19 protein-coding genes are annotated in these 20,397 nt (G+C 66.5%); 11 read left to right on the forward strand and 8 right to left on the reverse strand.

The features are described from left to right. The first annotated feature begins 33 nt into the window (after positions 1-33). Entirely contained in the window at positions 34-639 is a 606-nt protein-coding gene (gene dcd, locus ACI1US_RS09740) for a dCTP deaminase (protein WP_461640038.1), read from the forward strand. 487 nt (positions 640-1,126) lie between these two features. On the opposite strand, the gene ACI1US_RS09745 is transcribed toward dcd, so the two are convergent. Further along, a complete protein-coding gene (locus ACI1US_RS09745; protein ID WP_461640039.1) occupies positions 1,127-1,585 on the reverse strand; it encodes an SRPBCC family protein in 459 nt (152 codons plus the stop codon). Between the two features lie 89 nt (positions 1,586-1,674). After that, the gene (locus ACI1US_RS09750) at positions 1,675-3,693 is read right to left on the reverse strand and encodes a cytochrome c oxidase assembly protein (protein ID WP_461640041.1); all 2,019 of its coding nucleotides are present in this window, start codon (positions 3,691-3,693) and stop codon (positions 1,675-1,677) included. Between the two features lie 50 nt (positions 3,694-3,743). Here ACI1US_RS09750 and ACI1US_RS09755 point away from each other — a divergent pair, with 50 nt between their 5' ends. Further along, positions 3,744-4,451, forward strand: a complete 708-nt coding sequence (locus tag ACI1US_RS09755; protein WP_461640042.1) for a DUF1361 domain-containing protein — start codon at positions 3,744-3,746, stop codon at positions 4,449-4,451. A gap of 45 nt (positions 4,452-4,496) precedes the next feature. Here the strand turns inward: ACI1US_RS09755 and ACI1US_RS09760 are convergent, their stop codons facing one another. Continuing rightward, positions 4,497-5,528, reverse strand: a complete 1,032-nt coding sequence (locus ACI1US_RS09760) for a DUF2804 domain-containing protein (RefSeq protein ID WP_461640044.1) — start codon at positions 5,526-5,528, stop codon at positions 4,497-4,499. Between the two features lie 78 nt (positions 5,529-5,606). Between ACI1US_RS09760 and ACI1US_RS09765 the strand changes: the two genes are divergently transcribed. The 3 genes from ACI1US_RS09765 (at position 5,607) to ACI1US_RS09775 (ending at position 8,559) form a co-directional block, all read left to right on the forward strand. Continuing rightward, positions 5,607-6,440: a class I SAM-dependent methyltransferase gene (locus ACI1US_RS09765; protein ID WP_461640046.1), complete on the forward strand. Its 834-nt coding sequence runs from the start codon at positions 5,607-5,609 to the stop codon at positions 6,438-6,440. Between the two features lie 4 nt (positions 6,441-6,444). Further along, positions 6,445-7,329: an endo alpha-1,4 polygalactosaminidase gene (locus ACI1US_RS09770; RefSeq protein WP_461640048.1), complete on the forward strand. Its 885-nt coding sequence runs from the start codon at positions 6,445-6,447 to the stop codon at positions 7,327-7,329. 117 nt (positions 7,330-7,446) lie between these two features. Then, positions 7,447-8,559: a type I restriction endonuclease gene (locus tag ACI1US_RS09775; RefSeq protein ID WP_461640050.1), complete on the forward strand. Its 1,113-nt coding sequence runs from the start codon at positions 7,447-7,449 to the stop codon at positions 8,557-8,559. A 15-nt stretch (positions 8,560-8,574) separates the two neighbouring features. Here the strand turns inward: ACI1US_RS09775 and ACI1US_RS09780 are convergent, their stop codons facing one another. Both ACI1US_RS09780 and ACI1US_RS09785 read right to left on the reverse strand, forming a co-directional pair. Next, complete coding sequence (locus ACI1US_RS09780) at positions 8,575-9,153, reverse strand: thymidine kinase (protein ID WP_461640052.1); 579 nt, start codon at positions 9,151-9,153, stop codon at positions 8,575-8,577. Between the two features lie 255 nt (positions 9,154-9,408). Beyond that, positions 9,409-9,867, reverse strand: coding sequence for an Lrp/AsnC family transcriptional regulator (locus ACI1US_RS09785; RefSeq protein ID WP_461640054.1), 459 nt, complete (start codon positions 9,865-9,867; stop codon positions 9,409-9,411). 182 nt (positions 9,868-10,049) lie between these two features. Here ACI1US_RS09785 and ACI1US_RS09790 point away from each other — a divergent pair, with 182 nt between their 5' ends. From ACI1US_RS09790 to paaZ, 5 genes are all read left to right on the forward strand, one after another. Continuing rightward, positions 10,050-11,159: a thiamine pyrophosphate-dependent dehydrogenase E1 component subunit alpha gene (locus tag ACI1US_RS09790; RefSeq protein ID WP_461640056.1), complete on the forward strand. Its 1,110-nt coding sequence runs from the start codon at positions 10,050-10,052 to the stop codon at positions 11,157-11,159. Then, the gene (locus ACI1US_RS09795; RefSeq protein ID WP_461640058.1) at positions 11,156-12,205 is read left to right on the forward strand and encodes an alpha-ketoacid dehydrogenase subunit beta; all 1,050 of its coding nucleotides are present in this window, start codon (positions 11,156-11,158) and stop codon (positions 12,203-12,205) included. The genes ACI1US_RS09790 and ACI1US_RS09795 overlap by 4 nt, the downstream gene beginning before the upstream one ends. Then, positions 12,202-13,602: a dihydrolipoamide acetyltransferase family protein gene (locus tag ACI1US_RS09800; RefSeq protein WP_461640060.1), complete on the forward strand. Its 1,401-nt coding sequence runs from the start codon at positions 12,202-12,204 to the stop codon at positions 13,600-13,602. The genes ACI1US_RS09795 and ACI1US_RS09800 overlap by 4 nt, the downstream gene beginning before the upstream one ends. A 154-nt stretch (positions 13,603-13,756) precedes the next feature. Then, the gene (locus tag ACI1US_RS09805) at positions 13,757-14,524 is read left to right on the forward strand and encodes an enoyl-CoA hydratase/isomerase family protein (RefSeq protein ID WP_461640062.1); all 768 of its coding nucleotides are present in this window, start codon (positions 13,757-13,759) and stop codon (positions 14,522-14,524) included. Between the two features lie 42 nt (positions 14,525-14,566). Further along, positions 14,567-16,609, forward strand: coding sequence for a phenylacetic acid degradation bifunctional protein PaaZ (gene paaZ / locus ACI1US_RS09810; RefSeq protein ID WP_461640064.1), 2,043 nt, complete (start codon positions 14,567-14,569; stop codon positions 16,607-16,609). Between the two features lie 116 nt (positions 16,610-16,725). Here the strand turns inward: paaZ and ACI1US_RS09815 are convergent, their stop codons facing one another. From ACI1US_RS09815 to paaI, 3 genes are all read right to left on the reverse strand, one after another. Continuing rightward, on the reverse strand, positions 16,726-17,352 hold the full coding sequence (locus ACI1US_RS09815; RefSeq protein WP_461640066.1) for a TetR/AcrR family transcriptional regulator: 627 nt from the start codon (positions 17,350-17,352) through the stop codon (positions 16,726-16,728). Positions 17,353-17,429: 77 nt separating this feature from the next. Then, positions 17,430-18,749, reverse strand: coding sequence for a phenylacetate--CoA ligase family protein (locus tag ACI1US_RS09820; protein ID WP_461640068.1), 1,320 nt, complete (start codon positions 18,747-18,749; stop codon positions 17,430-17,432). Next, on the reverse strand, positions 18,736-19,218 hold the full coding sequence (gene paaI / locus ACI1US_RS09825; RefSeq protein ID WP_461640070.1) for a hydroxyphenylacetyl-CoA thioesterase PaaI: 483 nt from the start codon (positions 19,216-19,218) through the stop codon (positions 18,736-18,738). Before paaI ends, ACI1US_RS09820 begins: the two co-directional genes overlap by 14 nt. Positions 19,219-19,376: 158 nt before the next feature. Here paaI and paaA point away from each other — a divergent pair, with 158 nt between their 5' ends. After that, complete coding sequence (paaA, locus tag ACI1US_RS09830) at positions 19,377-20,390, forward strand: 1,2-phenylacetyl-CoA epoxidase subunit PaaA (protein WP_461640072.1); 1,014 nt, start codon at positions 19,377-19,379, stop codon at positions 20,388-20,390. Positions 20,391-20,397 lie beyond the last annotated feature (7 nt).

Genomic DNA, 20,397 nt, shown 5'->3' on the forward strand with positions numbered 1-20,397 from the left:
GTCTACACAGTGCATTCTCGCTAGAATCGAACCGTGCTGCTTTCAGATCGTGACATCAATGCCGAGCTCGGCGCGGGCCGCATCAAGCTGACCCCAAGCGAACCTTCGATGGTGCAGCCGTCAAGCGTCGACGTGCGCTTCGACCGGTACGTGCGACTGTTCGACAACCACAAGTACGCGCTCATCGACCCGGCGGCTGATCAGCCCGACCTCACGAGGCTCGTCGAGGTTGACCCTGAAGAGGGCTTCATCTTGCACCCCGGCGAGTTCGTGCTCGGGTCGACGTTTGAGCTCGTCGGCCTCCCCGATGACATCGCAGCCCGCCTCGAGGGTAAGAGTTCGCTCGGCCGGCTCGGGCTTCTCACGCACTCCACCGCGGGTTTCATCGACCCGGGCTTCGAGGGGCACATCACGCTTGAGCTCTCGAATGTGTCGACGCTTCCGATCCGGCTGTGGCCGGGCATGAAGATCGGCCAGCTGTGCTTCTTCCGGCTGTCTTCGCCCGCCGAGCGCCCCTACGGTGCCGGCGCGACGTTCTCCCGCTACCTCGGTCAGCGCGGGCCCACCGCCTCGCGCTCGCACCTGAACTTCCACCGCGCCGACGTCACGGGCTCCGTCGAGGGTAGCCCCGGCAACTAGCTGCACAGCTCGCGCCTGGCACCGTCGCTCGGGGCCTGGCTGGCCCTTGCCCGGCGTGCATTGGGAGCGCCCACACCCTTCACTCCCCGATTCATCCATTGTGCGCCTTATCCAGCCCGGAAAAGGCTCACACTAGAAAAATCGGGTGGGGGTAGCTCGGGAGTTCGCGGCCCTGCCGGATCCAGCGAAACGCCACAACCCCAGGGCAGGCGCGTCCCGTTCCCGGGCTGAAGCGGGGTGGCCCGGGCCAGAGAACCACGGGGGCTCCCCCGGCTGGTGCGCAGCTGGCGGCACCCGGTTGGTCTCAGCGGTTTCCGCCGCGCCAACGGGCCGCTGCCAGCGCCTCGCACTCGACGCGGCAGCCGCCCCTCGCTCGCAAAGGGCCGATTGTTCTCATGTGATCCTTGTGCAGCCCGAAAAGGAGTCACTATAGAAAAATCGGGGCGCAGTAGCTCGCAGCAGGCGGCAGCATCGCGCCAGCACCCGCTCAGCTGCCGGACGCCTCCGCGATGCGCAGCACCTCGTCGAGAAACACCTGCCAGCCGTCGAGCGTCGCCACCTTCTGCTCGTGCGGGAAGTCCGGGGTGTCCTGGGTCATGTGCAGCGCCGCGCCGCCGTCCGCCGGATACACAGCGACCGTGACCAGCACCTCGGGGGCTGCTGACCCCGGCATATCGGTGAGCGTGAAGTCGAACCGCGAGGGCGCGTCTACCCGCACGAAGCTACCGCGCCAGTCGATGGTGTTGCCGTCGGGCAGCACCATGGTCGCGTGCCAATCGCCGCCCTCGACCGCCTCGAAGGCGAGTCGGTCCTCGGGGACCTCGACGTCGGGGCCGCCGAACCAGCTCGCGAACGAGGCTGCGTCGCTGAGTGCCGCGAACACCACCTCCGGTGACGCCTCGGTCGTGCGATCGATTTCAATGCCGGTTTTTGTAACCCCAGTCATTGTTGCTCCTCTCGGCCGGCGAGCACTCGTTCTGGCTTATGAGACTACTGCGGCGACCGGCGGGCCGAAACCCCTGCGAGCCGCTGGCCTCACTGGTCCCCGTCGAGGTTCGTGTCGACCTTCGCGTCAAGCTTCTTGTCGCGCTTGGCCTGCGCGGAGAGCATCGCGTTGTAGGCCTCGAGTTCGGAGTCGCCGGAGCGATCCTCCGCGCGGTCCTTGCGCTTCTGCTCCTTCGTGTCGCTGCGCGACCACTGCACCGCGACGACGAGCGCGAGCGCGAGCGTCGGGAGTTCGCCGATGCCCCACGCGATCCCGCCGCCGGCGGCCTGGTCCGCGAGCGGCGTCGCCCCCCACGTGCGGCCCATCGCGCCGAACCAGTCGGCGAGGAACAGTGAGTCGCCCGTCATGATGGTGACGCCGAAGAACGCGTGCGAGGCCATGGTTGCGAAGAGGATCACGAGCCTGAGCGGGTACTGTGCCCGGTTTGGCACGGGGTCGACGCCGATCATCGTCAGGCTGAAGAGGTAGCCGGAGATGAGGAAGTGGATGATCATCCACTGGTGCCCGAGGTGCTCAGAGGTTGCCCAGCGGAGCATGGGCGAGAAGTAGAACACCCACAGCGAGCCGACGAAGATCGCGGCGGCTACGACCGGGTTCGTCACGAACTTCGACCACGGCGTCTGCAGCCCCCACATGACCCATTCGCGGGTGCCCCATGAGCCGTCGGTGCGCTTGTCCGTCGCGCGCAACAGCAGCGTGACGGGGGCACCAAGCACGAGCACGAGCGGGATCAGCATCGTAAACATCATGTGACCGAGCATGTGCACGCTGAACAGGTACTGCTCGTACGCGTTGAAGGCGCCGTTGGTCGAGTAGAACAGGAACAGCATGCCGGTGATCCACGAGATCGTACGGCCCACTGGCCACTTGTCGCCGCGCTTGCGGAGCCGGATCACGCCCGCGAGATAGAACACGATGCCGAAGAAGCAGACGAGCCCCCAGGCAAGGTCAAACTTCCACTCCGTGAGATAGCTCATGGGGGTGAGTTCTGGCGGGAGCGGGTCGCCGGTGAGGATCTCGGCGGGCGATGCCCCGATGGCCTCGTCGGCGGGCTCGAGTGGCACGGGGGTGGCGGTGCGGCCGAGCGCGCCGGCGATGCCGCTGGCGAAGCCCATGAGCGCGAGCTCCGCGACGACGAACCAGGCGAAGACCCGCATGCCGCGGTCGCTCTTCGCGATGCGCGGGATGAGTCGCTGCCGGTGGATCGCGCCGAAAGCGCCAAGCCCTACGAGGGCAACGACCTTCAAGATGATGAGCTGGCCATAGCCGGTACCAAAGAGCGCGTCGACCGTGCCGATGCGCAGCCACGCGCTCACGACGCCCGAGGCGCTCACGGCAACGAATGCCAGCAGCGCGATCGAGGAGTAGCGCGCGACGAGCAGCGCCAGGCGGTCTCGCTTGACCGCGTTCGAGATGAAGATGAGTACGAGCAGGCCGCCGAGCCATACGGCGGCACCGACGAGGTGCACGAGCAGCGAGTTCACGGCCTGGCTGTGGCCCGAGGCCCCTGCGGCGTGCCCCTGCTGGGCGAGTGGCAGCGTGGTGAACAGCGCGAGCACGAGTACGAGCAGCGTGAGTTTCCGGCCGCGAACCGCGAACGCGAGCACGGTGACGACAGCGGCGATCATCAGTTCCCACAGCCACAACTGGCCGAGTTCGACCTCGGTGACGAACTGAGCGAGTCCCGCTCCGAAAGCGGACGACGCCGAGAACGGCATCGAAGCGAGGTCGCTGTAGGTAAACATAAGCGTCGCGCCAGAGGCGACGGTGAGCACTGCGGCGGATCCCGCGGCAACATCAAGCGCGATCCGGTACTCGCGACGCTCCGCAGAAAACGCCCACACCGCCATCACAAGCGAGCCGATGAGGCCCGCGACGGCGACATTCACCAGCGTGCGCAGCAACGGCATGCCGATGCGCACCACGGGCCCGGGGTCGGCAAGCGCACGCTCGTTCGCGGCCCCGCCTATGGAGAGTCCCCAGAAGACCGCGGCAAGAGTTGCAGCGAGGAGCACGGCAGGGGCGATCACGCGAATGAAACGGGGCACCCCACTAGCCTACGCGGGCGCACCTGACTGCCCGCACCTAAGCTGAACGCATGGAGTTCCTTTTCCTTGGTGCCGCGACCCTCAGCGTCTACGCCGCAACGCTCGTGATCCTCCGCGCAGTCGTGTACCGCACGAAGCTCTACCGGCCGATGCTGCTGAATATCGGGCTCTCGGTGCTGCCGATTCTGCTGCTCGGGCTCGCGTTCATCGCGCTGCTGTGGCTGGTACCCATCAACCAGGTGCTCGCCATTGTCGTGGTTGCCGTGCTCGGGATCGCTTGGCTCCTCATGCTGCCGAACGCCAGCTACCTCATCACCGAACTCAACCAGTCGCACCGCAAGGAGGACGACCCGGTGCCGCTCTGGTACGACATCATCCTCGTCATTTCGCTGGCGATGAGCGGCGTCATCAACACGATCGTGAACGTGTTCGTCGCGCAGATGCTCTACGGTGTCGTGATGTTTGACGACCGCGCGCTGTCGTTCTTCCGGCCGAGATCAATGATCCTGCTCGTCACCGTGCTGTTGCTCATCGGTCTCGGCATGTATCTCGGCCGCTACCTTCGGTTGAACAGTTGGGATGTGCAGCATCCAATCGCGTTCGTTCGCAAGGTCGTCGCCCACTTTCGTGAGCGAGGCAACGCGCTCGCATGCCTCGGGTTCACCCTGACGTATGCGATCTTCATTGGCATTCTCTATCTCACGATCGTTACGCCGATCGTCACGGGGCTGTACGACCTCGAGCTCGCGCGGCAGTAGCGAGGCATCAGCAGCAGCGCAGCATCGCTGCGGCGAGCGCCCGGGTCACCAGCGGTTGTGCACGTCCTCCGCCCAGCCGGTGAGCCCCTCGAACGGGATCAGTTCCCCGGAGTCCGTACGAAACGTGCCCGCCCACTCGCCGAAGCACTGATCGGTGCTCCCAGTAAGCACGACGAAGTTCATTCGGCTTTGTTTCACGTGAAAAGGTGTGAAGGTCGCGTCTAGGCCGCCGCCGTGCACCCGCCACGGCTCGCGCCAATTCGCGAGATCGTACTCCCACACGGTCTCCCCGTGGATCTTGTGCATGATTCCGTCGACGAAGAACGCGTTCTCGGAGACGCCGGTTCCCGCCGTCCAGCGTGCGCCGACCTGGATCCCAAGCACACGATCCCCCACACGCCCCGAGCCGGCGCCCCAGTTCCAGGCGATGTCGTACGGCCAGCGGCCGCGCCCGTGGTCGAGCACCGCCCAGCTCTCGCCGGCAGGAAGCGGGTGCTGTTTACCGTCGATTTTGAGCCAGCCCGTCGCCGGACGCGCAACGTCCTTAACCGTGTACTGAAAACGAGTGTCGCTCCACGGCACGACGACAGCGAGTCGCTCGTGGCCCGCGGGGCGGCCGGCAACGATATCGAAAGACACGCCCTCGATCTCCGCCCGGATGCGAGTGGCACCGGGCAGCTCATCGATGTCGATGGAGAGCGCCTTCGCGCGCATCCGGGAAGCTCCCTGTTCGAGCCGCGGTGCCAGCACCGCACCGCGTGGCGGAATGATCGCGGCCGACTCACCCCACTCCCTGCCCGTCACCCGGTCGAACACCCACACCTCGGGCACGCACGCGTAGTCGATCGATGACACCGTTGCGGCGAGGATGTGCGTCGGGGTGACGACGTTCCAGTACTCCCAGCGCTTGTTGCGCCCGCGGCCCTTGCCGAGGCCGCTCGTATCGATGATGGGCTGCCGCGCCCATCCGACCGCGGCCCGGTTCAGCTTGCCGTTCGCTCCGACCAGTGCCGTCGGGGCGGCGATCTCCGGCTCACGGAAAACCTGATCGCGCTGAGAGACATCTTTGTCATTCATGGCCAGAGTCTATCGAGCGCTCATGTTATTGGGGCGGCTGTTATTCTCGGTACGTTCGCGCCCCAGAGAATCGACATCATGACCAACGAATATTTCGCCGCCAACCAGGCCAACTGGGATGATCGCGCTCCCCTGCACGCCGCCCGAGACGGTTCGGGCTACGGCGTGCAGGAGTTCATCGACGCTCCGACAGCGCTCTCCGACGTGGTGCGCTTCGACCTGCCACGCCTCGGCGACATCGCCGGCAAGCGGGCGGTGCACCTGCAGTGCCACATCGGCACCGATACCATCTCACTCTCGCGGCTCGGTGCATTCGTGACCGGCCTCGACTTCTCCGGCGAGTCGGTGGCGGAGGCTCGCAGACTCGCCGCCGACAGCGGCGACAACGTATCGTTCGTCCAGTCGGACGTGCTCGAGGCGCTCTCCGTGCTACCGAACGCGGCGTTCGACCTCGTGTTCACGGGCGTCGGGGCCATCTGCTGGCTGCCAAACATTCGCGAGTGGGCGGGCGTCGTCGCAGGTCTGCTCGCACCGGGCGGGAGCCTGTTCATTCGCGAGGCACACCCGATCCTGTGGGCAATGGACGAGTCCCTCACCGACGACCTCTTCCTACGGTTCCCCTACTTCGAGCACACCGAACCCCTCGAGTGGGACGACGAGCAGAGCTACGTGCCGACCACCGCCGCGCTGCAGTCAACAAAAACGTATGAGTGGAACCACTCACTCGGCGAGATCGTGACCGCGCTCATCGACAGCGGCCTACGCATCGACCTCCTCGTCGAGCACGACAGCGTGCCCTGGGAGGCGCTGCCCGGCCAGATGACGCTCCGCGAGGGCGGCGAGTGGGCGCTCAGTGAACGCTCCGGCGTCGCACCGCTGAGTTACACGCTGCGCGCGAGCAAGCAGGCCTAGCGCGGTGCCGCGGCAGCAGGTGCAGCAGGTGCGGCGGGTGCGGCAGCGATCCAGCGCCACCTCAGAGCGCAGCACGGCTGTACGCCGACTCACCGGCGTGGTCGCCGTTGCGGCGCTCGCGTGCATGACCGCCCTCACCGGCTGCGCGCCGGCGACCGCGGCATGGGCGCTCCCTCCCGCGGGTGCACTCCCCGACTACCAGCTCGGTGAGGCCTACGACGCAGACCCGCGAGTCGGCATCATCGCCCGTGATCGCACAGCCCCGGCGGCGAAAGATCGCTACTCCATCTGTTACATCAACGGATTCCAGACGCAGCCGGGAGAACTCGCGTCGTGGCCGGAGAACGTGTTGCTGCATACCGCCGGTGGTGAGATCCGCTTCGACCCAGACTGGCCCGACGAGGCGCTGCTCGACACCTCAAGCACGTCGGCACGCACGGCAATCGTTGACACGGTGTCGGACTGGATCGAGGGCTGCGCCCGCGACGGCTTCGACGCCGTCGAGTTCGATAACCTCGACTCCTACACCCGCTCCGACGGGGCGCTGACGCTCGCAGACAACCTCGCCGTGGCGGCTGAACTCGTGCGCGTCGCGCACGGCGCCGGGCTCGCGGCGGGTCAGAAGAACGCCTCCGAAGATGCCGCGGCGTGGCGGGAGCAGGCGTCGTTCGACTTCGCGATCACCGAGGAGTGCAGCGTGTTCGACGAGTGCGGTGCCTACACCGCGGTGTACGGCGATCACGTCATCAACATCGAATACGCCGACGACCTTCCGCGCCCCTTCGCCGAGATGTGCGCGGACGAAGCGGCACCGGCCTCGATGGTGCTCCGCGACCGCATGCTCGGCGCACCGGGAGACCCCGACTACACCTTCGAGCTGTGTGACTGACGCTGCGGCGCACCGCTGGGCCACACGCCGCGGGAGAGCCTGAATAACTCATTTGGCCCCCGGGGCACAGTGCCCAGTAGGATCAGGTCAATCTGAGTGTGCAACAAAGGAGTATGCATGTCCACGGAAATTCGAGAACGCCTCAATAGTCTTGCCTCCAAATTGGAGCAGCAGAGGGCCTCCATCGAAACTGAAGAAGCCACGAAGAACGCGTTCGTCATGCCGTTTATCTCGCTGGTCCTCGGCTATGACGTGTTCAACCCCAATGAAGTGATTCCGGAGTTCACCGCAGATGTCGGCACGAAACGGGGCGAAAAGGTTGACTACGCAATAGTCAAAGATGGCGAGGTGCAGATACTCATCGAGTGCAAGCATGTCGGTGCACCGCTCAACATCAAGCATGCGTCCCAACTGTTTCGCTACTTTGCAGCAACGACCGCACGTATCGCACTTCTCACGAATGGCGACGAATACCAGTTCTTCACCGATCTAGACGCTCCGAACAAGATGGACGAGAAACCCTTTCTCGTCATCAAGGTCTCGGACTTTGACCCCTCTCTCATCCCTGAAATCAACAAGCTCGCGAAAGACGCGTTCGACCTCGACTCGATCATCAACGCCGCCGAGGAACTGAAGTACGTTGGGGAATTCAAGCGGGTTCTGACGAGCCAGTTCGCCGAGCCAGACACGGAGTGGGCCAAGTTCCTCACAGCGCGAGTTTACGAGGGGTCGTTCACTCAGAAGATCCGCGAACAGTTCACGCCGCTTGTACGAAAAGCCATGAAGCAGTTTCTCAACGATCGGGTCAACGATCGCTTGAAGGCTGCTCTGGGAAACCAACCACTTCAGTTAGATGACGCCTCCGTGTCTTCGCCTGAAGCCAGCGCTCATGTCGCTGAGGCGTCAGCAGAAGCAGCCGAGGCCGTACGTGACGGCATAGAAACAACCCTCGAAGAAATTGAGGGGTTCCAAATTGTCCGAGCCATCGCCTGCAGTGAAGTCGCGCCGGCGCGCATCTTTCAGCGCGACAACAAGAGCTACTTCGGAATCCTGCTCGACGATAATAACCGCAAACCGCTTGCTCGGCTCTGGTTCAATACGTCTCAGAAATACCTTGGAATCTTTGACTCTGAGAAGAACGAAACTCGACACCCCATCGAGACACTCGACGAGATCTATCGCTTTGCTGACGACATACGCAAGACCGTCCAGAACTACGAGCAGGCCTGACGCGCGCCTAGCGAACTAGTCCCAGCGGGCACCGGCGGCAATGCGCTCGCGCTGGTGGCACGCGGCGCAGACCGATTCGTACTCAACCGAGCCGTCGTCGATTGCGACCTGCTCGCCGTCGAACACCGGCGTGCCCGCGATTCTGCGGAGGTTCATCGTGGCCTTGGAGCCGCAGCGGCAGAGCGTGCGGATTTCCTCGATCTCGTGCGCGAGACACAGCAGCCTTGCAGCTCCGGGAAAGCTGTCGCCGCGGAAGTCTGTGCGCAGCCCGTAGGCGATGACGGTGATGCCGACGCGCACAGCTACGTCGAGCAGCTCGTTCACCTGCCGCTCAGAAAGAAACTGCGCCTCGTCGACGAGGATCACGTCAAACTTCACGTCGCTCACCGGCAGCGGCTCACCATCGGCCCACAGAAAGTCGACGGGGCGTTCGACCCCGAGCCTAGAGATAACGCGGTCGCCGCCCTTGGAATCGACGGCGGGCTTCACTATCAACATCTGCTTGCCGAGCGACTCGTAGTTATGCCCGACCTGGAGCAGCGCAACGCTCTTTCCCGCGTTCATCGCCGCGTACCGGAAATGCAGTTTTGCCATGCTGCGACTTTACCGCGTCGCAGGGGCGGTGCGCGTGCCGGGTCACCCGAACGTGTGTTTCGAATTACAGGGATGTAACTTCCGGAGCTATGTTCTACTCAGTGCACAACTTTCTGTCCACAGGCCGAGTTTCCACAGGCCCCTGTGGACAGGTTGTGAGTATCTCTCGCATTCATGCCGAAAGTTATCCACATTCTTGGGGATAACTTGTGGACAGATTTCTTGTTTCGAAGGCTTCCCTGCCCGATGTTCGAATCATTCGGCGCTGCCACCGGGCCCGGGGAGGTTGGGGAAATCTTCAAAGATGAGCAGAGTGCGCGAGGTGCGCACGAAGGGGATCGCCTGCACTTCTTCGAGCACCACCCGCCTGAGATCTCGGGTGTCACGTGCCCGCACGAGCAGCATCACGTCGAACTCACCGCCGACGAGAGCGATGTGCTCGACCTCCGGAATATCCTGCAGCCGCAGCCGCACCTCCTGCCAGGCTGGCTGCTCGACGGAGAGCGTCACGTACGCCGACGTATGCTGCCCGAGCAGCACGGGATCGGTGCGCACCGTGAAACCCGTGATGACCCCCGCAGCCTGTAGCCGCCTGACCCGCGCATGCGCGCCCGCCCGAGAAATGTGCACGGCTTCAGCGAGTGTGGTCATCGAGGCACGCGCGTCCCGTCGCAGTTCGCGCACGATCGCGCGGTCCGTGTCGTCCAGTTCCATGTCGCTCCTGCCGTCGTTGGCCACCGCTGTGAGCACCAATCGTACGCAATAGCGGGGGGATCGGCTCGTTTCGTCCAGACTTCTGCCGATGTTTGTAGACGATTACTACGCTGAGGGCACATCGCGCTCCGGGGCTTACCTCACAGGTTCGCTCACGGGGTGCCGAGCTCAAGGAGGAGCCGATGTCTCACACAAGCGTGCCTCCGGCAGCGAACGCGCTGCTTCCGAGGAGCCTGCCGGTTCAGCTCATCACGGCATCGGGGGAGTATGTTCCTGACGCCGACTACGCTGCCCCCGACGACGCGGTACTCACCCGCGCGTTTGCAGGGCTCGTCGAGGGCAGGCGGATCAACGACCAGTGCAATGCACTCGTGCGGCAGGGCCGTCTCGCGGTCTACCCCTCGTCGAACGGCCAGGAGGCGTGCCAGATCGCGGCCGCGATGGTGCTCGAGGAGTCCGACTGGATGTTTCCGACCTACCGTGACTCCGTCGCGGTCATCGCCCGCGGGGTCTCCCCCGAGGACGCGATGGTGTTGCTGCGCGGGGACTGGCACTCGGGCTATGACCCGCGGGAGTTTCGAGTCGCACCACAAGCAACGCCGCTCGCGACCCAGCTGCTCCACGCGGTCGGGTTCGCACACGCGGCGAAGCTGCGCGGCGAAGACACCGTCGTGCTCGCCATGTGCGGTGACGGCGCAACGAGTGAGGGCGACTTCCACGAGGCCATGAACTTCGCGGCCGTGTTTGGCCTCGCGGTGGTGTTCTTCGTGCAGAACAATGAGTTCGCGATCTCCGTGCCGCTCTCCAGGCAGACCGCTGCCCCCTCGCTCGCGCACAAAGCGATCGGCTACGGAATGCCGGGGCAGCGCGTTGACGGGAACGACGTCGCGGCGCTCATCGCGGTTCTCGGTGAGGCAGTCACACGCGCCCGCAGCGGCGCCGGCCCGACCCTCGTCGAGGCGCACACCTACCGAATGCTCGCCCACACGAACGCTGACGACGACACCAGATACCGCGGGCACGAGGCCGTGCAGGCCTGGATCGAGCGCGACCCGTTCACGCGGCTGCGCGCGCTGCTCAGGGATCGCGGCGCACTCACCGACGAGCTCGAGGCCGGGTTCGCCGAGCGCGCGGAACAGATCGCCGCGGGGCTGCGCACGGCGATGCACGCCGAGCCCGAGGTGGATCCTGAAGCCCTGTTTACCCACGTGTTCGCGGAGCGCCCGGCAACGCTCGCTTCGCAGTGGCGCTTTCTGCAGGATGAGATCGCGCGGACGGAGGCGGTCTCATGAGCACCGTGACGCTCACTCAGGCGGCCTCCCCATCGAGCACCGCACCAACAGCCTCCCCGCCAGCGGTCGAGACCATGACCATGGCCGCGGCGCTCAACCGCGCGCTGCATGACGCGCTCACCGAGGACGAGCGCGTGCTCATCTTCGGCGAGGATGTCGGCGCGCTCGGCGGCGTCTTCCGCGTCACTGACGGGCTCACGGCGCACTTCGGCGAGGCGCGCTGCTTTGACACTCCGCTCGCGGAGTCGGGCATCGTGGGAACCGCCGTCGGCATGGCGATGAACGGGCTCATCCCCGTCGTCGAGATGCAGTTCGACGCGTTCGCGTTCCCTGCCTTCGAGCAGATCGTGAGCCACGTCGCGAAACTTGGCAACCGCACCCGCGGCGCGATGCAGATGCCCCTGGTGATCCGTATCCCGTACGGCGGCGGGATCGGCGGGGTCGAGCATCACTGCGACTCGTCTGAGGCCTACTACGCCCACACCCCGGGCCTCACGGTCGTCACCCCGGCATCCCCGCAAGACGCGTATTCACTGCTGCGTGCAGCCATCGCATCGCCAGATCCTGTTGTGTTCATGGAGCCGAAGAAGCTCTACTGGTCCAAGGGGGCCGTCGACACGTCGATCGTTGCAGAGCTCCGGAGGGCGGAGGTGGTGCGCGAGGGCTCAGATCTCACACTCATCAGCTACGGCCCCTCGCTCCCGGTCGCGTTGGAGGCCGCGGCGGCATGCGCCGAGGAGGGGCGCAGTGTGCAGGTCGTAGACGTGCGCACGCTGACCCCGTTTGATGATGAGACCGTGATGGCTGCCGTGCGCAGCACCGGTCGCGCTGTCGTGATCGCTGAGGCGCCGGGCTTCGCGAGCGTCGCCTCGGAGATCCAGGCGCGCGTCTTCGAGCAGTGCTTCGAGTACCTCGAGGCTCCCGTGCGCCGCGTCGCAGGCTTCGACATTCCGTTCCCGCCGCCGAAGTTCGAGCACTGGAACCTGCCCGACGTCGATCGCGTCCTCGACGCCATCGACACCCTGCACTGGGAGGAAGCGCGATGACACCCCAGGTATTCCGCCTCCCCGACCTCGGTGAAGGACTCACCGAAGCGGTCCTCATTCGCTGGGCGGTTGCGCTCGGCGACGAGATCACCGTGGATCAGGTCATCGCCGAGGTCGAGACCGCGAAGAGCATTGTCGACCTCCCGTCGCCATTCGCGGGCAGGGTAGTCGCGCTGCATGGCGAGGAGGGGGGATCGATCTTGACAGGCGCCCCCGTGATCGAGGTGGGCACCGCCGATGGGCTGAGGCCGAGCACCGCCGAGCAGGAGGCGTACCGCGCCGAGGAGCAGGCGGGATCGGGCAACGTGCTCATTGGATACGGCACGGGTGCCGGGCCGGTGCGGGGCCGCAGGCGTCGCGTCGGCGGCGGCGCGGTCGCCTCGCCGCCGCCGTCGCCGTCGCCGTCGCCGCCCAAGCGAGCCACCTCCGCCCATGCGATCCCGGCAGCCCCTGCAGCCCAGCCGATCCCCCCAGCCCCCGCCGCGCCAGCCCAATCCACACCCCGTGGGCCGGTCGCCGTCCGGTCCCCGATTGTGCGGCGCCTCGCTCGCGAGCTGGGCGTTGATCCCGCACACGTCACGCCCACAGGAAGTGACGGCGCGGTCACGCGCTCAGACATCCTGCGATCGGCCGGGGGCGCACCGGATGCGGCAGCTGAAGTTCGCGATCCGGCGAGCACGGCACCGGAGCCCGCGGCACCCCTCCGCGTGCTCCGCACCGAGCGGTTCTCGCCGCTGCGCAGGGCCGTGAGCGCGAAGCTCAGCCGCAGCCGCGCCGAGATTCCGGAGGCCACTGTGTGGGTCGACGCGGACCTCACGGAGCTGTGGGAATTGCGCGGCGCGATGGCGCCCGCGGGGCAGGATCCGCCCTCGGTGACCGCGATCTTCGCCCGCTACGTGCTGCTGGCGCTCGAACAGTTCCCGCTTCTCGCCTCGCGGATCGTGGGCGACGGTGACGAGTTCGAGTGCTACGACGGGGTGAATCTCGGGATCGCGGTCGACACCGACCGCGGGCTCATGGTGCCCGTGATCCCCCACGCGAACGCCCTGAGCATTGCAGACATCAACTCGGCGCTGCGTGATCTCGCCGCCGCGGCGCGGGCCGGCCGCATCGCTCCCGCACAGTTACGCGACTCGACGTTCACGGTGAACAACTACGGCGGACTCGGCGTGGACGGATCAGCGGCAATCATCAACCACCCGGAGGTCGCGATCCTCGGCATCGGGCGAATCCTCGAGCGCCCCTGGGTCGTGGCAGGCGAGATCGTGCCCCGCCGCATTGCGCAGCTGTCGCTCGTCTTCGACCACCGCGTGTGCGACGGCGGCTACGCGGCCGGGTTTCTCCGGGCGGTCGTCGAGTTGCTTGAGCACCCACTGCGCGCGTATCCGCGGGTCTGATTGCGTGTTGCGGTGGACCCGCGAAGGATCCCCTCCCCCGTGGGCGACCCCCTGGTTGCGTGGGGGCGAAGCGCCACCTATCCTGAATTCATTACCGAACGGTCAGTCACTATTGAGACTGGTCGAGCGTCAGCCTGACAAGGAGGTCAAGCTCGTGTCGGAGAACCACGCCACCGAGACCCATTCACCGCTCCGGGTCGAGCACCGCGAGACCCACATCCACGCAACACTCAACCGCCCGGAGAAGCGCAACGCGATGGATCTCGCGGCCATCGACGCCCTCCACGAGCTGTGTACCGAGCTCGAGCGCACGCCCCAAACGCTCATCTTCTCAGGTGCCGGAGGCAACTTCGCCGCCGGGGCCGACATCGCGCAACTGCGTGACCGACGCGGCCCCGATGCGCTGACGGGGATCAACACACACGCGTTCATGCGAGTCGCGGCGCTCCCCATGCCCGTCATTGCCGTGCTTGACGGCTACGCGCTCGGCGGAGGTGCCGAGCTCGCCTACGCTGCGGACATCCGGCTGGGGACCACCGGGCTTCGCATCGGTAACCCAGAGACGAACCTCGGCATCCTCGCCGGGGCGGGCGCAACCTGGCGGCTCCCAGAGCTCGTGGGCGCGCCACTCACCGCCGAGATGCTGCTCGCGGGGCGGATCCTCACGGGCCCCGAGGCCTTCACTGCGGGACTCATTACCCACCTGCACGACAGCTTGGAGGAGGCGCTCTCCAGAGCAGAGCAGATTGCCGCCCGGATCGCCGCGCTTGACCCGCAGGCCACTCGCGCGACAAAACGTGTGCTTCGCGCGCCGCGGGAGGCCCACCCGGCGATCGACTTCGCCGAGCAGGCGACACTCTTCGAGAGTCCGGAGAAACTGCGCCGAATGACCGAGTTTCTCGAGCGAACACACCAGCAATGAGCGCTCTCCTGCCACACCCACCGCACGACGAACGGAGCCCCGATGACCCGCACACTCCAGAGCTACATCCACGACGCCTGGTGGGAGCCTGACGCTGCGGACCTCGCGGTCTCGCCAGCAACCGAGGTCTGCGACGCCGTCACCGGCGAGGTCGTCGCAGGCGTGTCGACCGCGGGGCTCGACCTTGCCTCAGTCATGGACTTCGCGCGAGCAACCGGCCAGGCGAGCCTGAGCGAGCTCACCTTCCACCAGCGCGCCGTGCTGCTCAAAGAGTTCGCGCTCGCGCTCACAGCTCGCAAGTCTGAGCTCTACGAGCTCTCGACCCACACCGGCGCGACGAAGGCTGACTCCTGGGTCGACATCGACGGCGGCATCGGGGTGCTGTTCACTTACTCGAGCAAGGGTCGCCGCGAGCTCCCGAACGCGCGCGTGCAGCTCGACGGCCCCGTCGAGGCGCTCTCGAAGGACGGCTCGTTCCTCGGCAGGCACATTCGCACCACCCTTCCGGGGGTCGCCGTGCAGATTAACGCATTCAACTTTCCGGTGTGGGGCGCGCTTGAGAAACTCGCCCCGACGTTCCTCGCGGGCATGCCGACGGTCATCAAGCCAGCAACCCCCGGGGCCTACGTGGCCGAGCATATGGTGCGGATCCTCGTCGAGTCCGGCCTGCTGCCGGCCGGTGCCGTGCAGCTCGTGACCGGCTCGATCCACGAAGTGTTCGCCCACGCGCGCCTCGGAGACGTCATCTCGTTCACGGGCTCCGCGAGCACCGCCGAGGCGCTGCGACTGCACCCTGCGGTGCAGACGGGCGGCGTGATCTTCGGTGCCGAGACCGACTCGATCAACGCTTCGGTGCTCGGCCCAGACGCGCTGCCAGGCACCCCGGAGTTCGACGCCTACGTTCGGCAGCTCGTCGCAGAGATGACGTCGAAGGCCGGGCAGAAGTGCACGGCAATCCGTCGCGCCATCGTCCCCGAAGCGGTCGCCGATGCCGTGGCAGAGGCGGTGGCCGCCAGGATCGCAGCGAAGGTTGTCGTCGGCGACCCGCGCGACGAGGCCACCACGATGGGGGCGCTCGCCTCCACCGCGCAGCGTGAGGAGGTGCTGCGGCAGGTGCAGCGCCTCGTCGACGGAGGCGGGCGGGTGCTGATCGGCGATGGCCAGTCCCCCGATCCGAGCAGCGCGTTCCTTGACCCGATCCTGCTCCGCTTCGACGACCCGCAGGCCGACCGCGCGCACGATACCGAAGCCTTCGGTCCGGTGTCGTCGATCCTCACCTACGACTCCCCGCTCGAGGCCACCGAGTTGGTCGCCCGCGGCGGCGGCTCGCTCGTGACGAGCGTGGCGTCGGCCGACTCCGAGTTCGTTGCACTGTTCACCCGTCGCATTGCCTCGGCCAACGGGCGAGTGCTCGTGCTCGACCGCACGAGCGCGCGGGCCTCGACCGGTCACGGCTCCCCGCTCCCCACACTCGTGCACGGCGGCCCCGGCCGCGCGGGCGGCGGCGAGGAGCTCGGCGGCGTGCGCTCCGTTTTCCACTACATGCAGCGCACCGCGATCCAGGGCAGCCCCGAGATGCTCACTGCCATCACAGGCGTGTGGCACGCGGGGGCGGCGACGCGCGACGATGTGCACCCGTTTCGGAGGTCGCTTGAGGATCTGCGGATCGGCGACCGCGTGGTCTCCGAGTCGCGCGAGGTGACCCTCGACGACATTTCGCACTTCGCCGAGTTCACGGGCGACACGTTCTATGCGCACACCGATGAGGAGGCGGCCGCGGCGAACCCGTTCTTCCCCGGCAGGATCGCGCACGGCTACCTGCTGCTCTCGTTTGCCGCCGGCCTGTTCGTCTCGCCTGATCCGGGGCCGGTGCTTGCGAACTACGGCCTCGAGAGCCTGCGCTTCATCACGCCGGTCTCGCCCGGCGACGAGGTGCGCGTCGCGCTCACCGCGAAGCAGATCGTGCCGCGTGAAACCGACGACTACGGCGAGGTGCACTGGGACGCGGTGCTGTCGAACCAGCGTGGCGACATCGTCGCAACCTACGACGTACTCACGCTCGTCTCCAAGCGGCCGCGCGGCTAGAGCTCGGGCCGGGCGGTGAGGCCGGGCGGTGAGGCCCGAGGGCGAGCCGGGCGGTGAGGCCTGCGGCCGAGCCGGGGCTGCCGCGCGCGGAGCTCGGTGGCGGCCCGGCGCGGTCGCTACCGGGGGCCTCGCCCGTCGGCCGCCAGCATGCCCGACCGCACGAAGGCGAGGACGGTGTCCGCGAGCGCCGCCGGCTCGTCGGGCCCGTCTGGGCGGTACCACTCGACGAGCGAGTTCACGAGGCCGAAAGTGAGGCGCGCGGCAAGCGCGGGGTCGATGTCATCGCGCGCCCCGCCCTCCGCGCGCGCGGCCTCGAATATGCGACTCAACCGCGCCGTCAGCTCGCGCCTCCTGGCCATCGCGTTGAGCTCAACGTCGGAGTTTCCGTGCAGCCGAAGCAGGAGGACGAGGTACTGCTGCCGCGCGCACGCGACGAGCACCGCCTCGCTGATAATCCGGCGGATCCGCTCGACCGCGGGCAGATCGAGGGCCTCCGCGTCGTCGAACACGCGCTCGAGCTCGCCGAGCACCCGCTCCAGCGCGATCTCGAGCATCTCGGCCTTCGAGGTGAAGTGGTGGTAGACAGCCGACTTCGACAGGCCGAGGCGCTTCGCGATCGTATCGAGCGAGGAGGCGTCGTAGCCGCGATCGACAAACACCTCAACGATCACCTCGAGCATGCTGTTCTGGTCGTAGCCTGGCCGACCCCGCCGAGCTGCCGGCGCGACATCCAAAGCCGCCATCAGATGCTCCTTCCTGCCCGGAACCACTCGGGTACCGGCCACACCGCCTCAGGGAGGATCATCCGCCCGTGTCCAAGTTACCGCAGGTCGACAAGCCGCTTGAGCTTTCCCTCAGACCGCGGCAGCGATCCCGCCGCGACGAGCTGCACGCCGAGGCTCGCGCCGACGCGCTCCTTGATGCGCGTGCGAAGCAGGTCCGCTGCTCGCTGGGCGGTCGCCCCGTCGACGCCCTCCTCTGGCTCGATGCGCACGAGCAGCTCGTCGAGCGCGCCGCGCTGCGAGAGCTCGAGCACGAAGTGCGCGGTAAGCCCGGGCACCCCGAGTGCGATCTCCTCGATCTGCGTGGGAAACACGTTGACGCCGCGCAGAATGATCATGTCGTCGTTTCGGCCGAGGATCTTCGCGATGCGCCGGTGCGCCGGCCTGGCCGTTCCCGGGTGCAGCGAGGTGAGGTCACGGGTGCGATAGCGGATCATCGGCATCGCCTCCTTTGTGAGCGTCGTGAGCACGAGCTCGCCTTGCTCGCCGTCGGGCAGCGGGGCGAGGTCCTCGCCGATGATCTCCGGGAGAAAGTGGTCTTCCCAGATGTGCGGGCCGTCTTGCGTCTCGACGCACTCGTTGCCCACTCCCGGGCCCATGATCTCGGAGAGCCCGTAAATGTCGACGGCCTTCAGGTTGAAGCGCCGTTCGAGCTCGTCGCGCATCGCGTCGCTCCACGGCTCCGCCCCGCAGATAGCGACCTTCAGGCTCGTTTCGCGCGGGTCCAAGCCCGCGGCCTCGAAGCCGTCTGCGATGGTGAGGAGGTAGCTCGGCGTGCACATGATGGCGTCGGGCTGGAAGTCGCGAATCAGCTGCACCTGCTTCGCGGTCTGCCCGCCGGACATGGGAATGACGGTGCAGCCGAGCCGCTCGATCCCCGCGTGTGCGCCGAGGCCTCCGGTGAAGAGCCCGTAACCGTAGGCGTTGTGCACGGTCCAGCCCGGGCGAACACCAGACGCGTAGAGCGACCTGGCCAAGAGATCCGCCCAGTGGTCGAGGTCCCCCTGAGTGTACCCGACAACCGTTACCCGCCCGGTCGTTCCCGACGAGGCGTGCACTCGCCGAATCTCGCTGCGCGGCACAGCGAAGAGCCCGAACGGGTAGTGCTCCCGGAGGTCCGCTTTCGTGGTGAAGGGGAGGCGAGCGATGTCGCCGAGCTCTCGGATGTCGTCGGGGGTCACACCGGCCTCGTCGAAGCGCTGCGTATAGAACGGCACATGCTCGTAGGCATAGCGCACGGTCCATTGCAGCCGCTGCAGCTGCAATCGTTCGAGCCCTTGGCGAGTGAGGAGCTCTTCGGGGTGCAGCGCGGCCGCCGCACCGCCTGGCGGCTCTTGGGGAATCTCAGCGGGTGCCATGCGGGCCTCTCTCCTGTCTCGTCTCGAAGGAGCGCCCGCGGAACTCGGCGACGACCTCGCCAGAGGATCGCGTGACGGTCACGTCGTACAGCCCGTTGCGCCCCGACAGCCAGCGCCTGGTCGCGGTCGCCGTAAGCAGCTCACCCGCTCGGCTGGCCGCGGCAAACGTGATCTCGGCACCCGCAGCGACCACTGCGTGCTCCGCCTCGTTGCAGGCGTAGGCGAAGGCGGTGTCGGCGAGCGTGAACACCACTCCGCCGTGCGTGATCCCGAAGCCGTTGGTCATGTCTTCACGCACCCGCATCGCGAGCACCGCGCGCCCCCGCTCGAGCTCAACCACGACGATGCCGTAGGCCGTTTTCGCGGCGTCCTCGCGGAGCATCGCCGTCGCAGACCACGTGGGATCGACCGGGACGTCGACCTCTACGGGGCCGTCGTGTCCCATGGGCTGGTTCGCCGGTGAACGCATGTGCACTCCATTGTGATCGTGGTATCGTGACTATATACTCACTGAATGGTCGGCAAGTAATTCACTTGACGGCAACGCTACCACCTCGATTCACCGACGAACAGGGGGAAGCTGAGCCAGCATCGTGAGCGCGCCGGCCTCACGCAAGGAGGCACCAGATGAGTCATACGACGGACCCCGACGTCGCCACGCGCGACACCGTCGGCCTGCACACCGCGGTCGGCCCGCAGACCACACTCGACGAGCAAGCGCGCTTCGACGCGATCATCGAGGCTGATCAGCGCATCGAACCACGCGATTGGATGCCCGACAAGTACCGCGCCTCGCTCATCCGCCAGATCTCGCAGCACGCCCACTCCGAGATCATCGGCATGCAGCCGGAGGCGAACTGGATCACCCGGGCACCAAGCCTCAAGCGCAAGGCGATCCTCATCGCGAAGGTGCAAGACGAGGCCGGCCACGGGCTCTACCTCTACTCCGCAGCCCAGACCCTCGGCGTCACCCGCGAGGAGATGACGCAAAAACTCGTCGACGGGCAGGCGCGCTACTCATCGATCTTCAATTACCACACGCCAACCTGGGCAGACATGGGCGCGATCGGCTGGCTCGTTGACGGCGCAGCGATCTGCAACCAGGTGCCGCTCTGCCGCGCATCGTACGGGCCCTACGGCCGCGCAATGGTGCGGATCTGCAAAGAGGAATCGTTTCACCAGCGGCAAGGGTTCGAGATCCTCTACGAACTCTCGCACGGCACCCCCGAACAAAAACAGATGGCCCAAGACGCGGTGAACCGCTGGTACTGGCCCTCGCTCATGATGTTCGGGCCCAGCGACGACGCCTCCCCGAACTCTGCCCAGTCGATGAAGTGGAAGATCAAGCGGTTCTCGAATGACGAGCTGCGCCAGCGCTTCGTCGGCATGTGCGTTCCGCAGTTCGAGGCGCTCGGCCTCGAATGCCCGGACAAGGATCTCAGATTCGACGAGGCCACCGGCGCATGGATCTCCGGGCCCCTCGACTGGAACGAGTTCCGGGAGGTACTTGACGGGCGCGGCCCCGCCAACAGCGAACGGCTCAGCCACCGGCGCACCGCTCACGAAGACGGTGCCTGGGTGCGGGAGGCCGCTGCCGAATACGCCAGGAAGCAGCGGCTGCGCGCTCGCGCCGCGGCCTGATCCGCAA

Source organism: Leucobacter sp. BZR 635 (assembly GCF_048061935.2).
GTDB lineage: Bacteria > Actinomycetota > Actinomycetes > Actinomycetales > Microbacteriaceae > Leucobacter.

Excerpts from the sequence above, each read along its gene's own strand:
- ACI1US_RS09790 (WP_461640056.1), top strand. The coding sequence starts at position 10,050 with ATGTCTCACACAAGCGTGCCTCCGGCAGCGAACGCGCTGCTTCCGAGG.
- ACI1US_RS09815 (WP_461640066.1), bottom strand. The coding sequence starts at position 17,352 with ATGGCGGCTTTGGATGTCGCGCCGGCAGCTCGGCGGGGTCGGCCAGGC.
- ACI1US_RS09820 (WP_461640068.1), bottom strand. The coding sequence starts at position 18,749 with ATGGCACCCGCTGAGATTCCCCAAGAGCCGCCAGGCGGTGCGGCGGCC.
- ACI1US_RS09775 (WP_461640050.1), top strand. The coding sequence starts at position 7,447 with ATGTCCACGGAAATTCGAGAACGCCTCAATAGTCTTGCCTCCAAATTG.
- paaA (WP_461640072.1), top strand. The coding sequence starts at position 19,377 with ATGAGTCATACGACGGACCCCGACGTCGCCACGCGCGACACCGTCGGC.
- paaI (WP_461640070.1), bottom strand. The coding sequence starts at position 19,218 with ATGCGTTCACCGGCGAACCAGCCCATGGGACACGACGGCCCCGTAGAG.
- ACI1US_RS09755 (WP_461640042.1), top strand. The coding sequence starts at position 3,744 with ATGGAGTTCCTTTTCCTTGGTGCCGCGACCCTCAGCGTCTACGCCGCA.
- ACI1US_RS09760 (WP_461640044.1), bottom strand. The coding sequence starts at position 5,528 with ATGAATGACAAAGATGTCTCTCAGCGCGATCAGGTTTTCCGTGAGCCG.
- ACI1US_RS09745 (WP_461640039.1), bottom strand. The coding sequence starts at position 1,585 with ATGACTGGGGTTACAAAAACCGGCATTGAAATCGATCGCACGACCGAG.
- ACI1US_RS09780 (WP_461640052.1), bottom strand. The coding sequence starts at position 9,153 with ATGGCAAAACTGCATTTCCGGTACGCGGCGATGAACGCGGGAAAGAGC.
- ACI1US_RS09785 (WP_461640054.1), bottom strand. The coding sequence starts at position 9,867 with ATGGAACTGGACGACACGGACCGCGCGATCGTGCGCGAACTGCGACGG.
- ACI1US_RS09800 (WP_461640060.1), top strand. The coding sequence starts at position 12,202 with ATGACACCCCAGGTATTCCGCCTCCCCGACCTCGGTGAAGGACTCACC.
- ACI1US_RS09765 (WP_461640046.1), top strand. The coding sequence starts at position 5,607 with ATGACCAACGAATATTTCGCCGCCAACCAGGCCAACTGGGATGATCGC.
- paaZ (WP_461640064.1), top strand. The coding sequence starts at position 14,567 with ATGACCCGCACACTCCAGAGCTACATCCACGACGCCTGGTGGGAGCCT.
- ACI1US_RS09795 (WP_461640058.1), top strand. The coding sequence starts at position 11,156 with ATGAGCACCGTGACGCTCACTCAGGCGGCCTCCCCATCGAGCACCGCA.